16 protein-coding genes are annotated in these 23,072 nt (G+C 55.4%); 4 read left to right on the forward strand and 12 right to left on the reverse strand.

What is annotated here, in order from left to right; all coding sequences use genetic code 11:
- Window positions 1-12: 12 nt before the first annotated feature.
- The 4 genes from EDI29_RS10050 to EDI29_RS10065 are packed head-to-tail and all read right to left on the reverse strand — an operon-like array spanning window position 13 to window position 3,620.
- On the reverse strand, window positions 13-1,620 hold the full coding sequence (locus EDI29_RS10050; RefSeq protein WP_137740788.1) for an ABC transporter permease: 1,608 nt from the start codon (window positions 1,618-1,620) through the stop codon (window positions 13-15).
- A 21-nt stretch (window positions 1,621-1,641) separates the two neighbouring features.
- A complete protein-coding gene (locus EDI29_RS10055) occupies window positions 1,642-2,043 on the reverse strand; it encodes an ExbD/TolR family protein (RefSeq protein WP_137740789.1) in 402 nt (133 codons plus the stop codon).
- 1 nt (window position 2,044) lies between these two features.
- The gene (locus EDI29_RS10060) at window positions 2,045-2,761 is read right to left on the reverse strand and encodes a MotA/TolQ/ExbB proton channel family protein (RefSeq protein ID WP_137740790.1); all 717 of its coding nucleotides are present in this window, start codon (window positions 2,759-2,761) and stop codon (window positions 2,045-2,047) included.
- A gap of 10 nt (window positions 2,762-2,771) precedes the next feature.
- Window positions 2,772-3,620, reverse strand: coding sequence for an energy transducer TonB (locus EDI29_RS10065; protein WP_137740791.1), 849 nt, complete (start codon window positions 3,618-3,620; stop codon window positions 2,772-2,774).
- A 571-nt stretch (window positions 3,621-4,191) separates the two neighbouring features.
- Between EDI29_RS10065 and EDI29_RS10070 the strand changes: the two genes are divergently transcribed.
- From EDI29_RS10070 to EDI29_RS10085, 4 genes are all read left to right on the forward strand, one after another.
- Window positions 4,192-5,199, forward strand: coding sequence for an ABC transporter substrate-binding protein (locus tag EDI29_RS10070; protein ID WP_137740792.1), 1,008 nt, complete (start codon window positions 4,192-4,194; stop codon window positions 5,197-5,199).
- A gap of 82 nt (window positions 5,200-5,281) precedes the next feature.
- Window positions 5,282-7,552: a TonB-dependent receptor gene (locus tag EDI29_RS10075; protein WP_137740793.1), complete on the forward strand. Its 2,271-nt coding sequence runs from the start codon at window positions 5,282-5,284 to the stop codon at window positions 7,550-7,552.
- 4 nt (window positions 7,553-7,556) lie between these two features.
- Window positions 7,557-10,328, forward strand: a complete 2,772-nt coding sequence (locus EDI29_RS10080) for an exo-rhamnogalacturonan lyase family protein (RefSeq protein ID WP_137740794.1) — start codon at window positions 7,557-7,559, stop codon at window positions 10,326-10,328.
- The gene (locus EDI29_RS10085; protein WP_137740795.1) at window positions 10,328-11,056 is read left to right on the forward strand and encodes a DUF6250 domain-containing protein; all 729 of its coding nucleotides are present in this window, start codon (window positions 10,328-10,330) and stop codon (window positions 11,054-11,056) included. The genes EDI29_RS10080 and EDI29_RS10085 overlap by 1 nt, the downstream gene beginning before the upstream one ends.
- On the opposite strand, the gene EDI29_RS10090 is transcribed toward EDI29_RS10085, so the two are convergent.
- The 8 genes from EDI29_RS10090 to EDI29_RS10125 form a co-directional block, all read right to left on the reverse strand.
- Window positions 11,043-11,972, reverse strand: coding sequence for a LysR family transcriptional regulator (locus EDI29_RS10090; protein ID WP_137740796.1), 930 nt, complete (start codon window positions 11,970-11,972; stop codon window positions 11,043-11,045). The genes EDI29_RS10085 and EDI29_RS10090 overlap by 14 nt on opposite strands.
- A gap of 453 nt (window positions 11,973-12,425) precedes the next feature.
- Window positions 12,426-13,388, reverse strand: a complete 963-nt coding sequence (gene pfkA, locus EDI29_RS10095; protein ID WP_137740797.1) for a 6-phosphofructokinase — start codon at window positions 13,386-13,388, stop codon at window positions 12,426-12,428.
- Window positions 13,389-13,595: 207 nt separating this feature from the next.
- A complete protein-coding gene (fieF, locus tag EDI29_RS10100; RefSeq protein WP_137740832.1) occupies window positions 13,596-14,498 on the reverse strand; it encodes a CDF family cation-efflux transporter FieF in 903 nt (300 codons plus the stop codon).
- A gap of 31 nt (window positions 14,499-14,529) precedes the next feature.
- Window positions 14,530-15,717: a sugar transporter gene (locus EDI29_RS10105; RefSeq protein ID WP_107169112.1), complete on the reverse strand. Its 1,188-nt coding sequence runs from the start codon at window positions 15,715-15,717 to the stop codon at window positions 14,530-14,532.
- A 292-nt stretch (window positions 15,718-16,009) separates the two neighbouring features.
- Window positions 16,010-18,082 (reverse strand): SWIM zinc finger family protein, encoded by a 2,073-nt coding sequence (locus tag EDI29_RS10110; RefSeq protein WP_137740798.1) that lies wholly within the window; start codon window positions 18,080-18,082, stop codon window positions 16,010-16,012.
- Window positions 18,079-19,218, reverse strand: a complete 1,140-nt coding sequence (locus EDI29_RS10115; protein WP_137740799.1) for a VWA domain-containing protein — start codon at window positions 19,216-19,218, stop codon at window positions 18,079-18,081. Before EDI29_RS10115 ends, EDI29_RS10110 begins: the two co-directional genes overlap by 4 nt.
- Window positions 19,215-21,779: a DUF5682 family protein gene (locus EDI29_RS10120; RefSeq protein WP_137740800.1), complete on the reverse strand. Its 2,565-nt coding sequence runs from the start codon at window positions 21,777-21,779 to the stop codon at window positions 19,215-19,217. The genes EDI29_RS10115 and EDI29_RS10120 overlap by 4 nt, the downstream gene beginning before the upstream one ends.
- A gap of 166 nt (window positions 21,780-21,945) precedes the next feature.
- On the reverse strand, window positions 21,946-23,055 hold the full coding sequence (locus tag EDI29_RS10125; RefSeq protein WP_137740801.1) for an ATP-binding protein: 1,110 nt from the start codon (window positions 23,053-23,055) through the stop codon (window positions 21,946-21,948).
- Window positions 23,056-23,072: the final 17 nt, after the last annotated feature.

Consider the following 23,072-nt stretch of genomic DNA (forward strand, 5'->3'; position numbering starts at 1 on the left):
CTCCGTTAACGGTCACGCAAAGCGCCAGCGGGTCAACCGCCGTTCAGATAAGGTCATCAAGCGGGAAAAGAGCGCGGCGACGATCGCAATCAGCACGACCCCGGCCATGATGCGATCGGATTCAAGCAGTTGCTGTGCGCGAATCATCATGCCGCCCAGCCCCTCTCCCGACGGCATGAAATACTCTGCGCCAATTGCTCCGGTCCACGCATGCATCAACGCCAGCCGTAAACCGGAAAAAAGTGGCGGTAATACGCTGGGAAACACCAGCGTGCGCAGCGCTTGCATGGGCGTAAGGCGCAAAACCTGAGCCACTTCCAACAGCGCAGGGGGAAGTTGGGCAATGCCCTGACGGGTTGCCAGCATCACGGGAAAGAACGCGGCCACGGCGATAAACACAATTTTGGCGCTCTCCCCTAAACCGAACCAGGCCGTGATCAGCGGCAGCCAGGCGAATAGCGCCACACAGCGCAGTGCAGACAGTGCCGGATTAAACAGCCTGTCGGCGATACGCCAGCCGCCGAGCACCGCACCGACCAGCACGCCGACTCCGCTCCCCAGCAAAAAGCCCTGTAGCGCACGCAGCAGGCTGGCATTCAGGTCGGCCAACAGCCCTCCCTGAGCCAAACCCGACCACAGCGCATCAATCACACCGCTTGGTGCAGGAAGAAAAGCCACGTTCACCCACTCGCGCGTACTGCTAACCTGCCACAACGCAACCAGAGCCAATGGCGCGAGCCAAGGCGTCAGCGATAGACCCGGCAGCGCAGAGCTCAGGCTATCGCGACCCAGCACCAGCGCAGGCCAGTGAATCCAACGACGCTCCAGCTTCAGCAGCACGCGTTCCCCGGAAAATCCCAGTATCCCGATGATCAAAATGCAGACAAACACCAGATCTAGCATGAACAGTTGGCGGCTTTGTACCAGCAGGTAGCCCAGCCCTTCGCTGGATGCCAGTAACTCAACCGCAATCAACGCCACCCATCCGGTGGAAAACGCCAGCCGCACCCCCGTCATGACATACGGCGACATCGCGGGCAGAATCAGGTAACGCAGGAAAGCAACAGGCGGTAAACGCAGGCTACGTGCCATTTCATGCAACTTTTGTGGCGTCTGTTGAATACCGGCGCAGGTGTAAAGCGTCACCGGCACCGTCACTGATTTCACCAACACCACCAGTTTCAGCGCTTCACCAATCCCTAATGACAGCATCAAAAGCGGTATCCAGGCTAACGTCGGAATCTGTGCGATGACGGTGAAGAGTGGCATAAACAGCGCATTCAGGCGTCGATTCAGGCCGAACAAACTACCCAGTATCAGGCCCAGCGCGATGCCGCCGCTAAAACCAATCGCAAGCCGCATCAGACTAATAGGCAACTGGTGAATCAGTTCTTCGGGAATAAAATCCCGCGCGCTATCAATAACCGCCAGCGGAGAAGGCAGTATCTGCTCAGACATCCATCCATGCCGACTGGCAAGCCACCAGCCAGCGAGAACCAGCAGCGGCACGACGAGCGACACAATCAATGAAATGACCAATGCGGAATACCCCGCCGACAGCGTAGCGATCAGCGAAGCATCAGAAGCGGAACGTATTCGCAGTGCGTATTTGGGCATCATGTTCGTCGATATCCGGCTAGGTTATTTTTGCGTCAGCAGAGATAAACGCGTAATCCCCGCCTGCTCGACATCAGCCAGCAGCGCCGCTACCGCGCCGTAATTGGCCTCTTTGTCCGCTTGTACCTGCACCACCAAATCGGTATTACCCGCTTTCGCCTGCTGCAAGCGCGGCACCAGTTGCTCGCGTGCCAGGTTCTCTTTATTGATGAAGACGCGCTGCTCGGCATCAATACTAATAACAATCGGATCGGCACGATCGACCGGGGCTACTGCTGCCGTTTTCGGTAGCTGAATAGGAATGGCATTGGTCAGCATCGGCGCAGTAACGATGAACACCACCAACAATACCAACATGACATCCACGAGCGGCGTGATATTCATTTCACTCATGACGTCGTCATCATTACGCGAGGTAAATGCCATCTCACACCACCTCTCTCAGATTCTTTACGGAGAAAGCCGCAGAGGATGACTCTGTGCTGGCCTGAAACGTACCGACGTGAAAATCGTTCGCCTGCATCACGCTGTAGACATCATGGGCGAAGTCATCCATATCCGCGACAGCCAGCTTGAGGCGGCGTAAAAAGTAGTTGTAGATCAGCACGGCAGGAACCGCGACCGCAATCCCGATTCCGGTGGCGATCAGCGCGTTGCCAATCGGCCCCGCAACCGTGTCGAGACTGGCAGAACCAGAGAGCCCAATCTCCTGCAACGCCGCCATAATGCCCCACACGGTGCCAAACAGGCCGATAAACGGCGATGTGCTGCCAATACTGGCCAACACCGCCAGCCCGCTTTCCAGCGAGCGGCGTTCACGCTGAATCTGCTGTTGCAGCGCGCGCTCAACCCGATCGGGAAGATGAATATTCAAAGCAAGCTGACCGCTAATCCGCTCCGGCGCTTTAACGGCAGCCAGTGCCAGATTAGCCAGCGAACCGGGCTGTTTAGCGCTGGTTTCTAACGTTTGACTGACATCATCCTGCTGCCAGAAAGCCGCACGGAAACGCCGATCGCGCCGTTGTGCCAGCCGGTATTGGACAAACTTCAACAACCCCAGCCCCCAGGTGACGAGAGAAAACAGCAGCAGCAGCAGAACCACGGCACCTTCTGCAGAAAAGAGTTCAATGTGTCCAAGCGTCATAACCAATACCTCATGAATTCAACGAAAAATCGACAGGAACCACTACCCAGCCGCTAACTGGCTGATTGCCGCGCCGTGCCGGAACGAAAGACCAGCGCACCACCGTGTCTCTGGCAGCCTCGTCCAGTGACGGGTAGCCGCTTGATTGATGAATACGAATGGTTTGCACCTTGCCGTCGGCGCGTACCTGCACATTTAGCAGCACCGTGCCTTCATAACCGCGGCTAATCGCCACGTCGGGATAAGACGGCGAAGGGTTATGCAGGTAGTCAGCATTGGCCAGCGGCGGCGTTAACGGCGCGTCGACAGGCTGTACCGGCGCAGGCGTTGTTGGAGCAACTGTCGATGCGGTTTCCGTCTGGGGTTGCGGCGTCGGTTTAGGCGCGGGAGCGCTCTTTTTCACCGGTGTCTTTTTCGGTACAGGTTCAGGTTTTTTCTCCGGCACTTTTTTTTCCGGTGCAGGAGGCAGTAATGCACTTTCATCCACGAGCGGCTCGGTTATCGTTGGCTCTTCTAGCGGTTGTGGCGTCGGTGTCTCAGGTTCGGCAACCGGAACGACCTCTTGCACCACAGGTTCTGTTACCGTAGAAACCAGTTCAACGCTGACAGGCTGCGGCCGAGCAGGCACCGTAACGGGCGGTGTCGACGCGCTGTTGAATAACGCCAGCACTGCCGCATGCAATAGCAACGTCGCTACCACGGCCAGCCAGCGCTCCGGCCGGGATGACACCGTCGTATTTAGCTGCGGTAAACGCAACTGCACCGCACCGCTCACCCGCTGCGTGTTAGCCTGCGGCGTTGGCTCCGGTGAATAGGATCGGGATATCGGCGCGGCTCCCGCATAGAGTAATTCCGTCATGATGGGTTGCTCCTGACAATATATCTTTATCGCCCTATTTTACGTTGCAGGCGTCAATGACTATTTCACCTGTAATAGCGATGGGGATAATCAATTCTTCCCGACTATTTAATAAAGTCAACGTATGTATCTGCATATCGATATTCATTTCATTCTTTATTTATTTAATAAGACGATAGCGTTAATAATCGATACTCAGACTAAAGGGAAAAATTGCCGTCAGGCTAATGCATAGTTGGAATAGTTTTTTTTCGTTCGCTGCATAGCGGTGAAATAGACGATGAATACTGATTTAGCTATTTATTAAAAATAATAATGCTTTTTTTGTATTAGTCAGTTTATTGCCAAGCCTTTAAATGTTGTTCTGCAACGATATGACGCCGTTCGATAACAGGCGCAATAACACAATATCTATACCCCAAATAATTCGAGTTGCAGGAAGGCGGCAAGAGAGGGAATCCCGATGAGCTTACTCAGGTAAGTGATTCGGGTGAGTGAACGCAGCCAACGCACCTGCGGCTTGAAGTATTACGGGTATATTCATCGATTTCATTACTGGCGGGTAAAAATAATGACGACATCAGGACGAAAATGGTTAGTGACCAGCATATTGGCAATGGGTATGGCCTGGTCAGGCATCACCTCCGCAATCACTGAAATTCGTATTGCCGCACCAGACATTGGCGCGGGTACAAAACCCAGCGGCGGTGGCCTGCTCGATGTCATCCACAGTCAGAAACTGCTGGAGCGCGAGTTTAGCAAAGATGGGATCAGTGTGCGCTGGACGTTCATCAAAGGCGCTGGCCCCGTCATTAATGAAGCATTTGGCAACCATCAGGTCGATGTAGCCTATCTGGGCGATTTAGCCAGCATTATCGGCCGTTCGCGCGGTCTGGATACCCGAGTGATCGCCGTAGCGTCACGCGGCATCAATCACTATCTGGCCGTGGCAAAAGGCTCTGGTATTGAGAAAATTGCCGACCTAAAAGGAAAACGCATCGGGATCTTTCGTGGAACAGCAGGGGAACTTTCCTTCGTCAGCGCGCTTGATTCGCAAGGCCTGAAACCGTCTGACGTTAAGCTGATTAATCTCGATTTTGCCGCCGCCAGTGCGGCGTTAGCGGCCGGGCAGATCGATGCCACCTGGGGCGGTAGCAATACGCTATCATTGCGGGATAAAGGGCTGGCAGATATTCCACTCTCCAGCCGCGACCTGAACGGAGCGGGCCAGCTCAGCGGCTTCCTGTTGGTGGATGAGAAATTCGCCAAAGGCAACGAAGATATTCTTCGCCGCTTAGTCAAGGTTCAGCGGGAAGCGGCAAACTGGGCTAGCGACAATAAAAACAAGGATGAATTTATTCAGCTATTAGCGACCCAGTCAGGCTACCCGGAAAATATATTACGCGTCGAGTGGGATACATTACCGCCATTAACTGAGCGTCTTTCGCCAGAATTGGATACCGCTTTCGTGGAAAAATTAAAACGTGCCGTCACATTGGCCGATGAATCGCGTCTTATTCGGCAACCGTTTGATGTCGATAAATGGCTGGATGATTCTTATCTAAAAGCAACACAGTAATTTACCCCCCCAAATTATAACTCGTGTATTGCCGTGACATTCACGGCAATCGGCAGCCTATTGACTCAATTCGGAAAACGCTATGTATTTAAAAAAACACCAACAGTATTTAAAAAAACACCAGCGCAGCATAACGTCAGGCATTGTAATGAGCTGCGTCTTAACGCTCCCCGCTATGGCGCGAGCTGCCGACCCGCAGATCGCAACGGATAATGCGCCCCGCACGGAAGCCACAACCGCCGCCCCCGTCCAACTGAAACGTGTGAAAGTTAACGCCCAGCGCGCGCCTGTTCAGCCGCCGACCACGCTGGCATCGGTGATCGACGGCAAAACGCTCGAAGAAGAACGGCTCTACCGCTTTGAGGAATTGTCACAGCTGGTGACGGGTCTGGATGTCGATACCGTAGATGTGATGGATACGACCGTAACCATTCGTGGGATTGGCGATGGTGGCGAGAGCGGCACCAACATCGGTATGCCGGGCAGCGTGGGGCTGTTTGTCGATGGCGTCTACTTATCCCGCCCCGGTGTCATCTCTAACGATTTGCTGGATATCGACAGCACCCGCGTGCTGAAAGGTGCACAGGGCGCCGCTTATGGCTTTAATACTACCGGCGGCGCGATTGATATTCGCACCCGCAAACCCACCTTCACACCCGAATATTCACTGGAGCAATCGTTCGGACAACGCGGCTACCTGCAATCCAAACTGATGGCTTCCGGGCCACTCAGCGACCATTGGGCAGGCCGTATCAACCTGTCCCGTACCGAACGCGGCGGAAACGTCACGAATATCGAAAACGGCCATAAGCTCGGAGGCAGCACCAATAACGGCGTGCGCGGCCAGTTGCTGTATCAGCCCAATGACAGTTTTAGCCTCAGAATCACCGGCGACTACAGCGATTCTACTCAGCGCCCCGTTTCGGTTCTGGTGAGCGCAACCGACGCCTTTCGCACTCGCGCCGAACAAACTGGCCTCAAGGTCGTGGGCGGTCGTCAGGTCGCCATGGATGACGAGAACGTCATTCGTGTTGCGCAAGGCGGCGGCTCGGTCGAGGCCAACTGGAAACTGAAGAGTGGATTTAGCCTGAATTCTCTCTCCTCATTGCGCTATTTCCGCGTCTTGCCCAGCACAGCGGATAACTGGAACATTCCGCTCTATAGCGACAGCGGCGCTGACGTGCGCGATCGCGTCTGGTCGCAAAGTTTTTGGCTGGATTCACCCAAAGGCAATAAGGTCGATTACTCACTCGGCGTCGATTACTGGGGAGAGAACCTCGATACCGAGGCAAACAGTCGCTACTACAACGACAATCGCGTACGGACATGGGTAGGCAATGGCTATCAGGGCATTAACGTTCAGCGCTTTGGTACGTTAGATGACACCGTTTATTCCGTCTATGGCCGCGGAACCTGGCACGCCGCCGATAAGCTGGATGTCATTGTCGGCCTGCGCCAGACCTACGAGAAAAAAGAGGGAACGTTTGTTCGCAGGAACCGCGCAACCTTTGATTCTGGCCCGCTCTCGCAAACCAACCGCCTGCCTTCTGGCTCCGTCAGCCTAAACTGGTTCGCGGCACCGAACGTCACCCCTTACCTCACGCTGGGCTACGGGGAGAAATCCGGCGGCCTGAACGTGTCATCTGGGGCGGCAAGGCAACTGGGGATCGACTCGCTGTACGTCGATCCAGAGAAAACTCGCTCGGCGGAGCTGGGGGTTAAAACTCACTGGCTACAGCGCAAAGTGGAATGGAATACCGCGCTGTTCTGGAGCGTTGTCGAAGATTTCCAGAATAACGCCTATGACGAAGAAACGGATACCAGCTACCTGATTAATGCCGGGAAATTCCGCTCACGTGGCGGGGAATCTCAGTTGACGCTGCGCCCGCTTGATGGCCTGAGCATCAGTCTGGCCGGTACGCTGTTGGATGCCAGTTATCTGAACTTCCCTAACGCCCGCTGCCCGGCAGAAATTTCCGCCGTCTCGTGCGATATGTCAGGAAAACGCGTCTTCAAATCCCCCACGTTGAGCTACAACACGCGCGTGCGTTATCAGTGGGATACGCCAAACAATCTGCAAGCCTCAGTTTCCGGGCAATGGTCATGGCGGAGCTGGGCCTATGGCACGCTCGATGATTCCGAGAGCAACCGTATTCCGGCTTATGGCGTGCTAAACCTGTCTAGCGGGCTGAGCGGCAAGCAAGGCGACAACCGTTGGAACGTGTCGCTGTGGGTGAAAAATGCGCTGGATAAGAACTACTACCGCTCTGTCAGAGGCTCTAGCGCCACAACGGGCGTGATTGGCGAACCGCGCATGGTCGGCATCTCCGTGGGCTACGACTTCAAGGGCTAATGTCATGAGTAAGAGGACGTATTCACGCCGACGCTTCCTGCGTGACAGTACCTTGCTGGCGCTGTCGGCACCGTTCTGGAGCTCTGCCGCTGTGCCTTTGGCAGCGGCTTCCAACCGCGCTGGCAAAGACACACCGCAGGTCAGCCTGCGCTGGCTGGACGGGCAGATCCCCCGTTCGTTTACGGGCGTCTCCTGGGGCGCTCCCTGGCCGCAGGGGGCGGTACGCAGCGACAGTGGTTTCCAGTTGCATGATGCGCAACAACGAACTTATGACCTGCAAAGCTGGCCGCTGGCTCGCTGGCCAGACGGTTCGATTAAATGGTCGGCGCATGCGCTGGGCGGCGATACCGCGCCGGAAGACGGCCTGACGCTGCGGCCGATTCCCGTTAAGGACATACCGGCGGGGTCAGAGATGGTTAGCGAGCACGCGCGCGGCTGGACAATCGATACCGGCCATATTCGCTGCGTCATTCCACGTTCAGGCTCTCGCTTGATCGAAGAAATCTGGCGGGATAATCGGCTGGCGTTAACCAATGGCAGGCTGGTGCTGCGTATGCAGCGTGGGACGGAAACGGACAGCACGCTGACGCAGGACGCGTATCAGGGTGAGATCGACACGGTCACCGTAGAGCAAAGCGGGCCGCAGCGCACGGTGATTGCGCTGCGCGGTACGCACCATGCGCAACAGCCGGGGGTTAAGCGCATCCCCTTTATTATTCGGCTGTATAGCTATGCAAATACCGATTCGCTGCGCGTGGTACATACCCTTGTCTATGACAACGGCGACGATCAACTTAGCCTAAAAGGGCTTGGGCTGGCGTTCGATGTGCCGCTACAGGGGGAACTGCACGATCGCCATGTACGCTTCGTTTCCGATCAAGGTGGACTTTTTCGTGAAGCGGTACGCGGTCTGAGCGGATTACGCCGCGATCCCGGTGCAGCCGTTATCGCGGCGCAGCTCGCCGGAAAAGCAACACCGCCGATCGCCGATTTTTCACCGGAGGTTGGCAAACGTCTGGATTACATTCCCGCGTTTGGCAGCTACCGCCTGACCCAACACCATCCCGACGGTTTTCAGATCCATAAACGCACCGAGGCCGGACGGGGCTGGCTGCTTTCCGCCACGGGCGAACGGGCAGCAGGCGTCGGCTATCTGGGTACGCCAACCGGCGGCGTAGCGTTCGGCCTGCGTAATTTCTGGCAGAGCTACCCCGCCAGTCTGGAAATCAACAATGCCCACACCGACGTGGCAACCGTCACACTCTGGCTATGGTCACCGTGGGCAGAACCGATGGATATGCGCTTTTATCATGACGGTTTGGGTCAGGATACCCATGACAAACAGCGTGAAGGGTTAGCAATCACGTATGAAGATTACGAACCGGGCTTCGGCTCGGCGGTCGGCGTGGCACGCACCAGCGAACTGTTTATCGATGTGCTGCCCGCGACGCCCGATGCGGAAAATCTGGTGACGCGAGCACGGCGTATGCAGCAACCGCCGCTGCTGGTAGCGAACTCACCGGATTTGTACCGCGCACAGGCATTTGGATCGATGTGGGCGCCCGCCTCCGCAGCCACACCAGCCCGAACCCGGTTAGAGAAGCAGTTGGGCGCGTATTTCGATGCCTACCAGCAGGAGGTCGAGCAGCGCAAATGGTACGGCTTCTGGGATTTCGGCGACGTCATGCATACCTATGACAGCGACCGTCACGTCTGGCGCTACGATGTGGGTGGCTATGCGTGGGATAACTCGGAGTTGAGTACCGATCTGTGGCTCTGGTATTACTTCCTGCACAGCGGGCGCGCCGACGTGTTTCGTATGGCGGAAGCCATGACGCGCCACACCGGTGAAGTTGACGTGCACCATTTGGGGCAATTTAGCCCACTGGGGTCACGGCACAATGTTCGCCATTGGGGCGACAGCGCCAAACAGTTGCGTATTTCTACCGTCGCTAACCGACGTTTTCTCTACTACCTCACCGCCGATGAGCGCATCGGTGAACTGATGGATGAGCAGGTTGAAGCACTGCGCACGCTAAACGCGGTGCTGCCCGGCCGCAAAATCGGCCAGACACATCCTGCCAGTCCAAATCATATCAGCCTGGGTTTCGGCACCGACTGGGGGGCCGTCTCCGCAGCCTGGCTCACGGCCTGGGAACGCTACGGCGATCCAGCAATGCGTGAACGGTTGCTCAACAGCATGCAAACGCTAGCCGCCCAGCCACACGGCTTTTTCACCGGCAGCGCCGCCATCGACCCCGACACTGGCAGATTCCTCCCCGCACCTGAGGATCAGGTAGAGATTTCGCATTTGAGCGCGGTATTTGGTCTGACAGAAATCTGTAGCGAGCTGGTTGAGGTACTGCCCGATCCGGCCTTTACGCGCGCGTGGCTCGACTACTGTCAGTTCTATAACGACCCCGTTACGTTAAGCGCACGGGTCGGCAAGACGGTGAAGAAACTTAATTTAGCGCAAGGCCATGCACGGCTGACCGCTTTTGCCGCGCGGCAACTGAATGATCCCACGTTGGCACAGCGTGCCTGGGCAGAATTTAACGCAGGCAGCGGCGGCATTGCTAACCCAACGCTCACGCAGCGACGCCTGACACCGCCTGACGTGCTCTACCCCATCAACGAACCGGTGATCAATTCCACCATTGATAAACATTCCGGTAGTACCGCGGCAACCAATCTGGCGACCAACGCCGTCGCTCAATGGGGATTAACCGCCATCGCCCTGCTGGCCTTGCTGGATGACATCCCCGCTTCTTCTTAATGCCGCCATCCGGCGGCACGTTACAGGACATCACCATGATTGACCCTAGCTGTACTGAAAACACGCTCCTCCTGTCGCCACAGACAAGCGACACACGTAACATTATCGATTCCCCCCACCGTGCGGCGCTTATCTGGTCCACCGATTCAGACGGTCAGCCGCTACGCTGGCAGGTGGAGCAAGAAGACCCTGACCGCACCACGATCCAGACCACGCCTGAGCGCCTGACGCTGGAGAGCGCGGCCGGGCTGACGATCTGGCTGGATGCGCCGCTCTCAGGCACCTATCGCATCGCCTTTACGCGGGAGCTTTTGGTCACGGATCGCCCTCACGACCGCGTGTCCGACCTCAATCAGTTCTGGGCCGCGCGCGATCTGCATAATCCGAACCTGTTTACCCGGCACGGCAAGCTCAACGAATACGACAGCCTGAATCTGTACTATGTCGGCATGGGCGGCAACTGGAACAGCACCACGCGCTTTCGTTACTACGACGGTCACGGCGAGCGCCTGCTACTGGGTGAATACACCGATGCCACGCATCTGCTGCGCCCTCATCATCGCTATCGTATCGTGATTGAAGTGGATCGGCGGGAAACGCGTTTTTGGGTTGATGACGTGCTCTATTTCCGCGCCAGCTACCCGAACACGCCCGCTCCGGGCTATTTCGGCTTTCGGACGGTATTTTCACGTCAGGAAATCAGCGAGTTCAGCATTACCCCGCTGTAAGCGACACAGGCACACCGTGCAGGTCGCCATCGACCTGCACGAAGGTGTCGATCAGCTTACGCGCCAGCAGGGACAGGCGGGCGTCCGCCAGATAAATGATGCCGTAATGGGTATAGAATTCGTCGGTGTTATCGTCCAGACCCGCAACCTTCAACATATGCAGGCCGTACCGTTCGGGCTCATTGAAATGATTGGTCGTGCCGATGGCATCTGAATGGCGTACCACATCTAGCAGACTGTAGCCATTTTCACACTCAATGCTGGTGCGAATATCCAGTTTACCGCTCAGTTGCACCAGCGCACGGTGCAGGTTGGGCGGGCGGATCGTTGCCGCCAGCGGGTAGGAGAAGAATTGCTCGACGGTAATCGCTTCCTGTGCCGCCAGCGGGTGCCCGCTGCGGCAGCAAAAACCCCAGCGATGCTGGCTCAACGGCTGTACCCGATAGCGGGTATCAAATTCAAAGTTACGCATATCCGCCACAATGAAATCCAGTTCTTCGGCCATGAGCCGATGGCCCAGCGCCTGCCAGTTATCAACGCGAAAGACCATCCGCACCTTGGGATACAGCCGGGAGAACGCTCCGATCACCTGCGGCATCAGCCAGGCGGCGGGAGCAGGGCCGCAGCCAAAATTCACTTCGCCCGCCTCTTTCTCATTGAACTGCTGGATATCGTTAAACAGATCGTGCGTCTGATTAATCAGGCGACGCGCGTGTTCCAGCACCACCAGCCCTTTCGGCGTCGGCTCCAGTTGGTTCATGCGATCGATTAAACGCGTGCCAATGGTCTGTTCCAGAGACTGGATGCTACGGCTGAAAGCGGATTGGGATAGCTTCATCGCCTGTGCCGCCGACGTAAAATTGCGATGCTCAATCAGGGCAATAAAGTGACGCAGTTGGCGAAGATCGATATTCATAGCGCGGCGAGTCATCAGGACGGAAGGAATTTTCAGGCTAACAGGTCTGGCCGTACAGAAAAAATAATAAAACCGATGTTTATATTCTTACCGGTTATATATGCAGCGCGGTCTCTTATACGCCAATCCAGAGGCATCGCGAGTTTTGCCGTTATCCGGCGTAAAAAATTATGCTGAGGAGATAGCGGGCTTAGGATGAGCCGCAGGGACGCGGCTCAAGCTTGCGCCACGTAGGGAACGTGTCGCAAGCGGTCCGTTAAGCCAGATACCGACGAAGGCACCGCGTAGCGGCATAATTCGCGCCAAAAGCCAAGGGGTCACGGGGCGAGCGGCGCTTAAGCCGCCCCGTGTCGGGCGCGTGCTACGAGGTAGCATGAAAATAACGACATTACCGCGCACGAAACCGTCTCAGCGTCCGCATAAAATGGACTAAGAGACGGAGGATCAGATTTCTTAGAACAGCTTTTTCGCTGTCTCCAGCCAGTCGCCTTTGAACGGACGCTTCATGTTCTCGATAGCATCAACGATATCGTGATGCACCATTTTCTCATTCTGGATACCGACACAGCGGCCGCCGTAGCCCTGCTGTAGCAGTTCAATAGAATACGCGCCCATGCGAGAAGCCAGAATGCGGTCATACGCAACCGGAGAACCACCGCGCTGAATGTGGCCAAGTACGGTGGCACGGGTTTCGCGACCCGTTTCTTTTTCAATGTATTTCGCCAGTTCATCGACGTCACACACCAGCTCGGTAATCGCCACAATCGCGTGCTTTTTGCCTTTCTCGATGCCCGCTTTGATTTCGCAAACCAGATCTTCCGGGCTAAACGGCACTTCAGGCAGGACAATGAATTCACAGCCGCCGGCAATCGCTGCCGCCAGTGTCAGGTCACCGCAGTGGCGTCCCATGACTTCGACAATGGAAATACGTTGGTGAGAAGAAGAGGTGTCGCGCAGGCGGTCAATCGCTTCCAGCACGGTTTCCAGCGCGGTAAAGTAACCAATGGTGTAGTCCGTTCCCGCTACGTCGTTATCAATCGTGCCGGGCAAGCCGATACAGGGAAAACCCATTTCCGTCAGACGCTTGGCTCCCATGTAGGAACCGTCACCGCCGATAACGACCAGCGCATCCAGACCACGTCTTTTCATGTTTTCCACACACACCTGACGCACTGCTTCGTCACGGAACTGCGGGAAACGTGCTGAACCGAGGAACGTACCGCCACGGTTAATCACATCCGATACGCTGTAGCGATCCAACTGCTCCATGCGATCTTCGTACAAGCCCTGATAGCCATCATAAATGCCGTAGATTTCCAGCCCTTCCGACAGTGCAGCACGAACCACACCCCGGATTGCCGCATTCATACCTGGTGCATCGCCACCGCTCGTCAACACTCCGATTCTTCTAATCATGACAACCTCTGGACTTGTAGATGTAATTTTGCAGGATTCTTCTATCGTAAATTCACCGCCGCTGTTACGCAGGCAGCAACGCCTTGTTCTTTTATTAGCATATTATAACAAACACCCGAAGCTGAATTGATTCAGGTCAGGCTACATTGTGCATAAATTTTCATGGCCTATCACGTTTTTAACACTAAATGCTGAAAATACCGTCGCCTACATCGCCAACCTGCCACGCTGGTTTTCCGGCACGGCGGAAACCGGGTCCTGATGGATCATAATGTCGGCCCCCGGAAACTGTTTGCGTAACGCCTGCTCCAGATCGTCCGCAATCTGGTGTGCCTCAACCAGCGGCAGGGCGTCATCCATTTCCAGATGTAGCTGAATAAAGCGCGTTGGCCCGGAACGTCGGGTGCGCAATGCATGTGCGCCACGAATACCCGGCCAGTTCACAATCACCTCAGCAATAGCACGATGTTCGTCCTCCGGCAGCGCGCGATCCAGCAGCGACTGCACCGCGTCATATCCCATACGTAACGCGCTATATAAAATATAGCCGCCAATCCCCAACGCAAACAGGGAATCGGCACGCGTCACGCCCTTCCAACTGAGTGCCAATGCCAGCAGAATCGCACCGTTCATCAGCAAATCGGACTGATAATGCAGCATGTCCGCCCGCACCGCCTGACTATGCGTACGTTTAACCACCCAGCGCTGGAACGAGACCAGCAGCAGCGTAGCCAACAGTGCAATGAGCGTCACCCACATGCCGACTTCCGGCGCGTGCAACACCTGCGGCTCCAGAGAATGTTGCAGCCCCGTCAGGATCAGGAACAGCGCCGAACCGGAAATAAACATGCTCTGCGCCAGCGCAGCCAGCGATTCGGCCTTGCCGTGGCCGAACGCGTGCTCGGAATCCGCTGGCTGCAACGAATAGCGCACGACTAGCAGGTTCACCAGCGATGCGGCGATATCCACCAGCGAATCGACCAGCGACGCCAGCAGGCTCACCGAACCGGTATGCCACCAGGCGAACACTTTCATCACAAACAGCACCAGCGCCACGGCCGTCGCGCTCACCGCCGCCAGCGTCACCAAACGTGCATAGTGTGGATTCATCATGCCCTCACAGAAGGTCTGCTGCCCGAATTCAGCTCGTTAATGACGTTTTTAACACACGGGAATAGCGAACAAACGTGAAAATACAGCACATCGTCGCCAACACCGCCATCGCAGCCCCCATGTAGCCGATATCGGGCAGGCCAAGATGGATAATGACCTGATTACCGAGCAGCGCACCGCCGCCGATCCCAATATTATAAATCCCCGAATAGAGCGCCATCGCCACGTCGGTTGCGTCCGATGCCAACGTCAACACCTTGACCTGCATACCCAAACTCAGCGCCATAATGGCGATCCCCCAGACGATACACAGCGTCGACAGGCTCCAGCCGCTGAATGACAGCGGTAGCAATAGCAATAAACACACCGCCAGAAACGCGAACGAGACAATCAGGAAGCCTGCCGGATACTTGCTGCTGTAGCGGCTGAACAACATGCTGCCAATGATTCCGGCACCGCCAAAAATCAACAGCAGAATGGTCGTGAAGTTTTCACTCAACAACGCCACTTTCTGGATAAACGGCTCGATGTAACTGTAGGCGGTAAAGTGCGCCGTTACGATCATGACCGTCAGGCCGTATACACACAGCAGCGCAGGGCGCTTCAGCAGGAGAGGCAAGCTTTTTAGCGAACCGGAATTGCTGCTCGGCAACACGGGCAGGAGCTTCATCAGACCCAGCATAATCACTGCGGCGATCAGGCCAATAAGGACAAACGTTACGCGCCAGCCCAGATACTGCCCGACCACACGCCCTAGCGGTAACCCCAGCACCAGTGCCAGCGCCGTCCCGGTCGCCAGCAGGCTCAACGCCTGCGCTTTTTTATCCGCAGGCGCCAGACGTACCACCAACGATGCCGTAATCGACCAGAACACCGCATGGGACAGCGCTACGCCAATACGGGCCATGACCAACACCCAATAATTCCAGGCCAGGCCGGATAGCACGTTACTGATGGCGAACAGGATAAAGATTTTGATCAGCAGGCTGCGTCGTTCCATATCGCTGGACAACAGCATGCAGGGCAACGACATCAACCCAACCACCCAGGCGTAAATCGTAATGATCAGCCCAACCTGTGCGGCGCTCATGGAGAAGCTGGCGGCGATGTCTGACAGCAGTGCGACAGGAGCAAACTCGGCGGTGTTAAAAATGAATGCCGCCAGAGAAAGGCTGACGACGCGTAACCAGGCGGTCGAACGGGGAGAACGGGTCATGGTATTGATATCAAAAGTTAAAATAAAAGAATGCGCCCCCTGTCACGGCAGAGGCTAACGCGATGGAGCAATGGTACAGGGAAAGTATGACATCGCCATGTAATAGCGAGCGGCCAACGATGTTTCAGCGTGCTTTTATGAGGATGTCAGCCAAAAGCCTGAAGACAGGTAAGGGAACATTCATGAGCATCATTTTTGGTGCTCATATTCTACGCGTTACCACTCCCTTACGCTGTCTTTTTTCGTGCCTTTCTTGTCCTATTTTTATTCTGCTTCCGACGGGAAAAAAGCGTTACGCGGATGAAGCGTGGCGTAGCACAATCGGTAAGCTGTTTTGCAAACGCTGAAACCTGTCGCAAAGAAAGACGACCCGCAGCAGACTATCAACCTCAGGTTGGGGCTGCGCGATATAATGCGACAATGCACGTTCAACAAGCGTTAGGCCCAGCTCATTGGCGGTTTTCATGGCGTGTTGCAACTGCTCTCTTTGCGTTGTGGTTAACTGCCGACGCCCCGTGCAGGCCTGTGCGTCCAACACATCCAGGATCGGTTGGCAAATCCGCTGTGCCAGCGTCAGCGGTGGACGCTGTACCGTTTTTCTCTGCTTCTTCTCAGCCAGCATCGTTTGAATATAGCTAATAAAACCCTGCGCTTTCTTCTCGCTTTTGATGGTCTGAAAGTCCAGACTGAACGCCTTCACCGTGCCGCCCTCTCTTACCAACAGAGAATAGGGCTGTAAGTCAATATCATTCCCACGCCGACGGGGTTGCACCAGCACTGCCACAATCGCCCACTTTTGTTGTGTGGCCTGTTTGAGCCTGTCTATCCGTTGGTGCTGTGCCTTTTTCCAGTTGAGGCTCAGGTACAGGGCATTATCCGCGTCGTCAAAAACTGGCCAGACGATACGCTGCTCCACCTCATGCCAGACCACGGGTTCATAGCGATGCACATGCAGCAGCAGAGGCTGTGGGTAGTCCTGATTCTCTTGTTCAAAGTAGCGAAACAGCTGCGACCAATCGGCAATTCCCCCCGTCGACTTACACTGCTCATATGACGCGACAGGCCACGGCTGACCATCAAGATTTGCGTAACTCTCACCGCCAGCGGCCAATCTCCCGTCATCAGAAAAACGCGGATGGTGCAGCGTAAACGGGGCACGCATGATCTGCTCGCCCAGCTGTTTCCACATGGCCTGCCCCTGCCACACACTCTGCTGGCTGAACGTCACATCATGACGATCGGCCCGCGCTTGCGTGCAATGCAGTAATTGCTGGTTTTCACTCTCCCAAAACGAAAAGGTCGCACCGCGCACACCGCCTTCTGTCACCCACCACTGCGCCCCCAACGGCACAAGCGATAGCGCCTCAGGCTGTTGTTGATACTGCCGCCGCACCTGCCCACGCAGCAGCAGCAAGCGTTCAGGGCTAGCCTGCTCAAGCTGGTATAAATACGCCGACAGGCGGGCAATAAATAGCAGGACATCACGTTCTTCCAGGCTGTAATGCCTGTCCGCTAATAAGCTGACCTGCCCGCTCAGCGTGCGCAGGTAGCCCGCCAATCGCGGCAATCCTTCTGCACGGGCGGACATATTCAGCAAATGAAGCTGCCGCGCACTGCTTTTACTGATGTGCGACAGCCCCTGATTCAGGACGTCATGGATAAACGCCTTCAGCAGAGCAATCAGCGCTTGCTCATCCGCATTTAACGGCCTTTCATTCGATTCCTGAGCGAAACACTCCGCTGGCCACGGCCAGACGCGTTGATTTTCGGCAAAGAGGCGGGCAATGGCAGCAAGATGCAAGGCAGGCTGCTTATCCCGCAAGAAATCCGACAACATGCCGGTCAACCCCGTTCCGGCCAGATAGATCACGGGGCTTTCCAGCGTTGGCAGGTAAATTTTAAGCTGGTTTGGCAGCGGTTCCGTTCTCACCGACTCTTCCGCCCACATTTGTACAAATCGCGCCGCATGCCGCGTTTGCACTTTGCCGACCTGCTTCATTAAGACAGCAGGATCGAGCTGTAAGATCTCGGCAAGCACGTCTATCGGTGGTGCTACCGTTTCCTCAGAGAGGGCAGCTGTTTGATCCGCATCCCGTTCAGCATGGGTTTGTAGCCACAGCACCGCCGCCAAAATGTGCTTACAGCAGCCGGTAGCCGGGCAATCGCACCGTGCAGTGTGTATCCCCTGCGCATCAAGCACCACTTTCTGACCATCGCTGGCAAAATGCCCTTCTTGCCCGGCATCAGTCACCAACGTCACCTTATCACCCGCCAGATCTTTTTTGGCTCGGCGCAGTAAACCAACATTGGCAAAAACGCTCAGCGCGTCTTCATCATAATTCAGGTAGAGGCGTTGCCAGCTCATCGCATCACCTCCGCCAGCCACTGTGCAAAATGCTCCGGTGTTAACGCGGCAACCTGCATACCGCGATCGGCCAATTTTTGCCCGATGGCGGCGTCGTAGACTGGGTGTGCCGCGTCATCCAGTGCCGCCAGCCCTAACAGCGTGATTTGCTGGCTGTGCATACGCTGCACGCAGCTGAGCAGGTGACTCAGTGCGCCACCTTCTTCAAAATCACTGATTAACGCCACGATAGTACGTTTCGGGTTTTGTACGCGCTGTTCGCAATACTGCATGGCCTTCGCAATATTCGTCCCGCCCCCGAGTTGAACCGTCATCAGCACCTCGACCGGATCGTGGGCAAGGTGCGACAAATCCACCACCTGTGTATCAAACACAATCAAAGAAACCCGCACCGCAGGCAACGTCGCCAGAATGCTGGCGCAGACCGCCGCGTACATCACCGAACTGGACATCGACGCGCTTTGGTCAACGCACAGAATCACATCCCACGGCATATGTCGTTGCATACGTGAATTAAAATGCGGTGTTTCGATGACCAGGCGATTTTTATCACGATCAAAATGCTTGAGATTGGCCGCAATCGTGGCACGCCAGTCGAAATTTTGACTACTGGCGATCGGCGAACGTCGGAAGCGATTACGACGACCGGTAAGCGCGTTCGTAAAGGTCGGCCTCAGCGTGCGTAATATCTCATCCACCACCTTACGAATAACGTCGCGTACCGCTTCACGCGTCTGTTCATTCATCCGGCCACGCAAACTCAGTAACGCCTTAGCTAACGCTGGCGTGGGTTCCATCGCTTGCAGAGCCTGCGGGTCATTAAATAAATGTGTTATTTCATAGCGTTCAATCGCCTGCGATTGCATCCGTTCAAACGTGCTGCTGGGGAATAATTTACGCGCCTGATTCAGCCAGTTCACCGCCGTCAGCTGAGATTGATCCAGAGAGCCGTGGCGTCCGCCTTCCTGTTTGAGGCCACGGCGCTGATATTCACGGCGATAGAGATAATCCAGCGTGCGTTCCACCTTCAGATCCTGCGCATCAAACGCTGCCTGACCTAATGCCTCATCGGCATAGTGGCCCAGAATCAAGCGCCAGCGTTTGCCCTTTTTTTCTTTATCATCATCGGCACTCATCGGGCTGACCCCTTCTCGGTTTCGTACCATGACAGGAGTTCGTTTTCCGCCAGCTGTTGTTGCAGCTGTTGATTTAACTGCATCGTCTGTAGCATCTCCCGCTCCGTGAAATCCGCTTGCCAAAGGTGCATGTCCGGCTCGGAGAAACCGCATTGCTCGGCAATATAGCTCGCTAACGTCGCATTCTGCTTCGGGGTAAGTTGGCTGAAGGCAAAGCGCAGGTCGGGCAACACATGCAGGAAACGGTCGTCATCCCACTGCGAAATCAGCGTATTTAGTTTATCGGCCAAGCGCGGGGTCTTGATGATTAGCTCAGGAGCCGCACGCATTAACCCCACAAAATAGCGCACCGCTTGTTCAGGATCGCTCCCCTGACTAAAGACGCACGATAGGTTGTCATCAAGGGCGTGCTCATCAATGTCACCACCGAGATAACGCAGCGCATCAACCGCCCCTTTTAATAACGGCACGTCCTTTAACGCTGGGGCGATCTGCTGCAATTGGGGGTAAAAATCACGGCTGGCGGTACTGGAAGGGTCGATCGTAGGCATAAACTCAATCAACTCACGCAAGCCAAGCAGTGCCGTAAAATGCGTTTCCTGCTGGGATTCATCGCCTGCCGTGATGGTCGGTAAACAAAACAGCGCCTGTGGAACCAGTTTAAGCAAGAGTTGCGTTAATTCAGGCTGATGGCGTAAGCCAAGAAAATCACGCCCACGCCAGAGATGAATCAGACGATGCCCGCATTCAACGAGTGAATCTAAGCGGAAATCGTTGTGTATATCATCATGTAATAAACGAAATAGCCCGGCTAAACGCGACTGTAGCCCTAATAGCGCTGCCTGAATCAGCACATGCACCGCATTTTTACTCGACCGATTCTGCCCCTGTTCCTCTAACTGCTTTTCCAGATAGACTAATTTATCGATAGCAATCGCTTCGAGCTGGCTTCCTTTCTCCGAGAGCGCAATCAATCGCCCTTCGGTCGAGGGAGTCCACGCATAGTGCCACTCTTCAAATAGCAGATCGAGATGATGACCGCCCAAAAAATCAGGGCCGTTACTGCGCGTCGCGAAGCCGACTTCAAGGAAGCTCAGCAGATGGAGAAAACGGCTACGTGCGCGATGCTGCGGGTTGCGATAGATATCCAGGCGGCTTAGTTTGACGAGCGTGTCATCGAGTTTAAAACGATGATATTTCGCTAACCGATAGGTTTCAGCAACCAGCGGTGGCGTCGCACTGCCTGCCGGAATTTGTCCTAGCGTATGACCAGAAAATGTTTTTTGAATCTCAAGCCACAGTTCACTCTGCGCATCATCAATACTGCCTTTGATAAAACTACTCTGTAGCCCATCCAGCAGATCGTAACGACCAGGGCCGTCATGCCCGCGCAATGCCGCAAGCTGAACACACTGCTCTACCGCATTTTTTACCGTGATATAGCTGGGGGGATCGTCAAACGCTTTAGCCCGGAGCATGCTGGCAACCTCAGACAAAAAACGCATCCCCATGTTATTGCGGTATTCCTGAGTCGTGAGCGGCGGCAACGCCTTTTCCGCCCGCCGATCGCCCCGCTGCGTCATAAGCATTTGCCAGCTTCGCTGGTAGTAAGCTGGCGCAGGCATGCCGGAGGCATAGCCATTGAGCGCATCTAATCTGTCAAAGCTATAGCGAATCAGCCACGCACTATCTTTTTCTGCCTGTTTAAGCTGTTTTTGGTACTGCTTTTGCGCGGCATCCGTGAAGGCATTGAGTGATTTACCATCGTGAGACAGCCCTTCGAGCAGCGCCAGAGAATGAAAACCCCCGGTCACCACCAGAACTTTCCCCGTTGGATTTTCAGCTCGAACCTGCATGATAGCAGCAAGCATATGCGCCTCACGCTGCGCAGAACCCTCTGCCTCCAAAACCTGAGGCTCATAATCCAGTCGCGCCAACGCACACCAGACCAGCGTGTCGCGGAACAGCGCTTGCCAGTCGCTCAGCGCCTCAATCGAGCGCAATTCGAATAAATGCTCCCATAAATCATCGTGATCGCGGCAGTAGCATTTCTTGGCGAGTGCCGAAATAAACTGGCTGTGGGCGAGATAGCGTTCTGCTTGCAGGCTTTGGCTAACATCATCCTGCCGTTCCTCAATCGCGATTTGCTCAACCCACGGCAAATCAATAAAGCGCAATGCCGCACCGTGTTGATGCCCGGCGTGCAGAGCCACCCATTCCGGCGAGTAGTCACAAAAAGGGAAAAAAGCGCTACGCGTAGCCGTTTGCGGCGCGTCACCGTCTTGCGGCTCACGGGATTGAACGTCGGCCTGTCCCATCACCGCGATAGGGGGCTTCGCGTCAGGGTGAAGCAAATCAGGCAACAGGTGATTAAAACTGACCGGTGCCTCGATCAGGATGTGATCGGGATGGATATCTTCAATCAATGACAACAGGCCATAGGCACAAGCGGGGCTATGGTGGCGCACCGGCGCGAAATAGATCTGCTGCGACTGCAAAAAATCCCATGTTGCCAGCGCCTGTTTCATCCGTGCGGGCAGTACGATGTTCGAGAGACTCACTGGCGCGTTTCCTCATGAAAAAGAGTCCGTGAAGTAATCAGTAACAATGGACTACAGCCTAATGCCGATCGTTTAAGAACCGAGATACACGGAGAGACCACAGGGCGAGGTGTCCCTGTGTTTCTCCTAATATGGGGTTAAGAGTGACTAGCATTAGGCCACGGCCTTACTTCCAAAACTGTCGCGAGGCATCATAAAACGCTTTCCAGTCATCGCTGCTTTTTGCCCGTTCCCGCGCCACGTTATCCACGTAGTAACGCATACGTTTCGCATCGTCAGGGTTATCTTTTAATACCACACCGATAATCTGGCGTGCGATGGCGCCCGCATTCAGCGTGTTGTCGCCCAGATAATGCGCCTCAAGCGCGGAGGCATAGGCAATATTGACGGCTTCCGCACTCGACATCACCGCATCCGGCGTTTTGATGCTGCCACCGTCGCGCGTATTGCCGGAGCGCAGTTCCTGAAATGTGGTCACCAGCAGTTCAATGACGCTCGGTGGTACGGTGACCAGCGCAGCCAGCTCGCCCAGTTCACGCGTGAGCTGCGTTTGAATCAGCTCGATCTCGAATTCAGGGTCTTGAATCGGCCTCACGGTTTCAAAGTTAAAGCGCCGTTTTAATGCCGCTGACATTTCATGTACGCCGCGATCGCGCAAGTTCGCCGTGCCAATCAGGTTAAAACCGGGTTTGGCACTGATCCGTCCTTGTTCACCCATTTCAGGGATCATCAGCTGTTTTTCAGACATCAACGAAACCAGGACATCTTGTATTTCCGGCGGGCAGCGGGTGATTTCCTCAAAACGGACAATCCTGCCCTGCATCATCCCCTGATAGAGCGGTGAACCGATAAGCGCCCGCTCAGTGGGGCCTTCAGCAAGCAACAGCGCATAGTTCCATGAATACTTGATATGGTCTTCGGTCGTTCCCGCGGTGCCTTGAATCGTCAGGCCGGAATCACCCGAGATAGCCGCTGCAAACAGCTCAGACAGCATGGATTTTGCCGTGCCGGGTTCACCAACCAGCATCAATCCCTGTTTCCCCAGCAGCGTCACAATCGCACGATCGACCAGCGCATTATCACCAAAAAATTTTGCGGAAATCCCTAAGGCCTCGTCACCTAAAATAAACTGCCGCACCGCACGGGGTGAGCGCAGCCAGCCCTGCGGCTTAGGGTTATTTTCGTCCGCTTGAGTCAGGCGCACTAATTCATCCGCAAAGCGAATTTCAGCATGTTGACGCAGCACATTGCTGGCCGTCGAGGGGTGTTTTTCCATGTTCGTGTCTCTGTTCG

This window comes from Pectobacterium polonicum, from assembly GCF_005497185.1.
Classification (GTDB): Bacteria; Pseudomonadota; Gammaproteobacteria; order Enterobacterales; family Enterobacteriaceae; genus Pectobacterium; species Pectobacterium polonicum.

What these genes read in the sequence shown, in the direction of transcription:
- EDI29_RS10050 (WP_137740788.1), bottom strand. Translation starts at nt 1,620, where the DNA reads ATGATGCCCAAATACGCACTGCGAATACGTTCCGCTTCTGATGCTTCG.
- EDI29_RS10055 (WP_137740789.1), bottom strand. Translation starts at nt 2,043, where the DNA reads ATGGCATTTACCTCGCGTAATGATGACGACGTCATGAGTGAAATGAAT.
- EDI29_RS10060 (WP_137740790.1), bottom strand. Translation starts at nt 2,761, where the DNA reads ATGACGCTTGGACACATTGAACTCTTTTCTGCAGAAGGTGCCGTGGTT.
- EDI29_RS10065 (WP_137740791.1), bottom strand. Translation starts at nt 3,620, where the DNA reads ATGACGGAATTACTCTATGCGGGAGCCGCGCCGATATCCCGATCCTAT.
- EDI29_RS10070 (WP_137740792.1), top strand. Translation starts at nt 4,192, where the DNA reads ATGACGACATCAGGACGAAAATGGTTAGTGACCAGCATATTGGCAATG.
- EDI29_RS10075 (WP_137740793.1), top strand. Translation starts at nt 5,282, where the DNA reads ATGTATTTAAAAAAACACCAACAGTATTTAAAAAAACACCAGCGCAGC.
- EDI29_RS10080 (WP_137740794.1), top strand. Translation starts at nt 7,557, where the DNA reads ATGAGTAAGAGGACGTATTCACGCCGACGCTTCCTGCGTGACAGTACC.
- EDI29_RS10085 (WP_137740795.1), top strand. Translation starts at nt 10,328, where the DNA reads ATGCCGCCATCCGGCGGCACGTTACAGGACATCACCATGATTGACCCT.
- EDI29_RS10090 (WP_137740796.1), bottom strand. Translation starts at nt 11,972, where the DNA reads ATGAATATCGATCTTCGCCAACTGCGTCACTTTATTGCCCTGATTGAG.
- pfkA (WP_137740797.1), bottom strand. Translation starts at nt 13,388, where the DNA reads ATGATTAGAAGAATCGGAGTGTTGACGAGCGGTGGCGATGCACCAGGT.
- fieF (WP_137740832.1), bottom strand. Translation starts at nt 14,498, where the DNA reads ATGAATCCACACTATGCACGTTTGGTGACGCTGGCGGCGGTGAGCGCG.
- EDI29_RS10105 (WP_107169112.1), bottom strand. Translation starts at nt 15,717, where the DNA reads ATGACCCGTTCTCCCCGTTCGACCGCCTGGTTACGCGTCGTCAGCCTT.
- EDI29_RS10110 (WP_137740798.1), bottom strand. Translation starts at nt 18,082, where the DNA reads ATGAGCTGGCAACGCCTCTACCTGAATTATGATGAAGACGCGCTGAGC.
- EDI29_RS10115 (WP_137740799.1), bottom strand. Translation starts at nt 19,218, where the DNA reads ATGAGTGCCGATGATGATAAAGAAAAAAAGGGCAAACGCTGGCGCTTG.
- EDI29_RS10125 (WP_137740801.1), bottom strand. Translation starts at nt 23,055, where the DNA reads ATGGAAAAACACCCCTCGACGGCCAGCAATGTGCTGCGTCAACATGCT.